This window comes from Priestia sp. P5_B4 (assembly GCF_056400385.1).
Window position 1 is genome coordinate 1 of sequence record NZ_JBFULJ010000443.1, and the last position, 3,114, is coordinate 3,114.

Annotated in this window: 3 protein-coding genes; all 3 read right to left on the reverse strand. The window is 36.9% G+C overall.

Annotation, left to right across the window (positions count from 1 at the left end; translation table 11 throughout):
* Positions 1-216: 216 nt before the first annotated feature.
* Entirely contained in the window at positions 217-1,029 is an 813-nt protein-coding gene (locus AC1DRF_RS20980; RefSeq protein WP_097823726.1) for a multinuclear nonheme iron-dependent oxidase, read from the reverse strand.
* Between the two features lie 27 nt (positions 1,030-1,056).
* Positions 1,057-2,811, reverse strand: a complete 1,755-nt coding sequence (asnB, locus tag AC1DRF_RS20985; protein ID WP_477741595.1) for an asparagine synthase (glutamine-hydrolyzing) — start codon at positions 2,809-2,811, stop codon at positions 1,057-1,059.
* A gap of 114 nt (positions 2,812-2,925) precedes the next feature.
* Positions 2,926-3,069: a hypothetical protein gene (locus tag AC1DRF_RS20990; protein ID WP_176521239.1), complete on the reverse strand. Its 144-nt coding sequence runs from the start codon at positions 3,067-3,069 to the stop codon at positions 2,926-2,928.
* Between the last annotated feature and the right edge of the window lie 45 nt (positions 3,070-3,114).

Genomic DNA, 3,114 nt, shown 5'->3' on the forward strand with positions numbered 1-3,114 from the left:
AAACAGATAAAGCTTTTAAACGTTCAGTAACTTTTTTTACTGTATTGCAATAAGCATCTAATGGTGTATTCTTTCCCAGTTCCACAGTGATTCCTCTTATTCCAGTGAATCGTTCCAAACAAGTTTTTAACTGCTCCCAACGGTCGTCGAAAGTTTTGATTGAGGTTCTAAATATTGAGATTGCTCAAGGTTAATCACTTTTTCCCCTCCCAAATATTAAACAGATAAAGCTTTTAAACGTTCAGTAACTTTTTTTACTGTATTGCAATAAGCATCTAATGGTGTATTCTTTCCCAGTTCCACAGTGATTCCTCTTATTCCAGTGAATCGTTCCAAACAAGTTTTTAACTGCTCCCAACGGTCGTCGAAAGTAATGTTAAGCCTTTTTGATACACCATCTGCTCCGATATGGAGTTCACATACCTGTGCTCCATCCAGAAAATCTAGAATTTTTTCGAAAGAAACATTAAAGGCATTTGCGGTTGCAAATGTATGTGGAATGTCAAGAATGATTGGTACACCAGCTTCCATTGAAATATTTCTCAATAATTTATAATCTTCAAATACGTCTTGCCCGCCCCATGCGTGATAACGGGGACCTAGCTCAATTACAAAAGGTACACCAAATTCTTCTTGATAATTCCTAATTCTTTCTACGATCCTCGCTTGGAGTCCATCTTCATGAATAGGGGCTAGTATATAACCAAATTGTACTCCGGTGGTAGTGCCTAAAATAGACAAGTGCTCACCAATCCATTTGGCATTGAGTGTTTTAGCTTGATAAAATACATCCTTAATAAGTTTGCTTGTAGGCGAACAAAGGTCTGCAAGTGGTAGTGTACTGCAATGGGCAATTTTAGGGAAATCCTCTGGTACATTCTTAATCGATGTTGGTAAATGTACTTCTAAATAATTATGATTGGGATCCAATTCATTCTTGATAAAATCAATATATTCTGGACTATCTACCCAAGCAACCCCAACCCCCAGAAATTTATCCTCAATTTTAAGATTATTTTCGAGTTTCATAGAATTTAGCCCCTTTTTTATAAAGTTTCAAATGTCAACTTTCAATCTGTTTATGTCACACCAGAGTGCGAATGAAAATAAATACCATAGTGAGCTTGCTGAATCATACAAATAAGCCGAAGGTTTATCTACTAATAGTGATGATTCATCCTGAAAAAAGCCTTTTAGATGATCCTGATTAATAAATTCTCTAAATTGTCCTTCAGATAGCAAATTATATATACTATTCGCTAACTCCCCATGTTTAGCCCACACAAATACTGGATGTGGAAAGCCACACTTTGGACGATTTAGTATTTCAGTTGGTATTCGTTTAATACCAAGGCTCCGAAAAACATTTTTCTCTGTATCAGGTGGGGCAGATAAGGCAGTATTTATAAACTCTTGATCTAATAAGGGCACTCTACACTCTACTGAGGAAGCCATTGTTCCTAAATCCACCCTCGGTAATGCATCAGCCTCCAAGTGAAATAACCCAAACAACCTAATTGATTCAGGAAGACTAAATCCTTGCTGTTGAAAATTTTCTATCAAATCTTTACGTTTTAAAAAACTCTTAAGTTGAACTTTATCCCAAAGCAACGGATCAATTTGAATAAAGTGGGGCATTGTTGCTGGACGCATCCATTGATCAAAATGATTTATTGTTTCAGAGTGCAACCACTCATAACTCCCAAATATTTCATCACTTCCAGTACCTGTTACCACTATTCTAATATTTTCTCTGGCTGCTGCTTCCCCTAGCTCATGGTATGCGACAATTGTAGGATCCATCGAAAAACCGTCTTGTCGAGAAAGAGCTGTAGGTAMTACTTCCATGAAACGTTTTTCAGTTAGCTCTAATTCATGTAGTGGCACAGATAGGTTTTTACAAACATGTCTACTAAATGGTATTTCTGAGTAAGAGTATGCTCCTGTTTGTTCATATCTCAATGAAAATGCTTCTATGTTTGCTCCTTGATGTACTAATTCTGCTAAAACTGTACTTGAATCCACTCCCCCAGATAAAAACATCCCCATTTTTTGATTGAATTCTATATTGCTTTTTATTGCGGTTATAAACTTTTCCTCAAGTTCATCAAGCGAACCTGACGGATTAGGAATATGTTCAAAAAGATGTAGGCATTTTGGTTTCATTCTTGCATTAAGTGCAAGAACCTCACCAGGGGATATTTTTTTTATAGAATTAATTAAAGTTTCTGGTTCAAGTAAAGTGTCCCGATACATCATATACTCCACCACTTTATGCGATGAAATAGTAAGTGGGTCTTTTAAATTACGAAGCATTCCACAAATTGTTTGGAACTCAGAGGCGTAGATAAATGATCCAGCTTTTGTTTCTGCCCAATACAGTGGCTTGATACCAGGGAAATCCCTGGTTAAATACAATGTTTTTGTTAAAGTATCCCATGCAGCTATCGCAAACATTCCCTGTAATTTTGTTAAGACACCCCAACCTTTTGCATCCAGAGCTGTTGCTATTGTTTCTGTATCACTCTCAGTTCGCCAAGAGTAATCCTCACCCAGCATTGTTCTCAAGGAATCGTGATTATTCAATTCTCCATTGAAAGTTATAATCCATCTTCCAGTGAAGGATACAAATGGCTGGTGGGCTTTTTCACGTTTATCACGTATAGACAAACGTACAGCCCCTAAAACAGCTTCTCCATCCTCCTTAGTTTCTAGATTATCTGGACCCCTGTGTATCATTTTATGTAAAGCTTCCAGTACAAGTGGAAGCCCTTCTCTTTCATTTCCTAAAAACCCAGCGATTCCACACATGAAATAACCCATCCTATCTGTTATTAATTTACACATGAGCAATGCATAACGCGCTTGTAGTGAAGTGACTCCTATTTCATTTTCAGGTTTTTAAGACAATATAAATTAGTAACTTTAATTATCTACTCGTGGTCCCAATAACGGTCCTATAATCGCATCTGATAAGCCACCGTTTGTATCTGCTTCAAAAAATCCAGGAGCTACTAGCTCCTGTAATTCATTTAACGTTAGTTCTTTTTCGTTTTTATCTTTTTCCATGTTTAACACTCCCTCTTAATGTATTTCACTACAGGCGCGTTATGC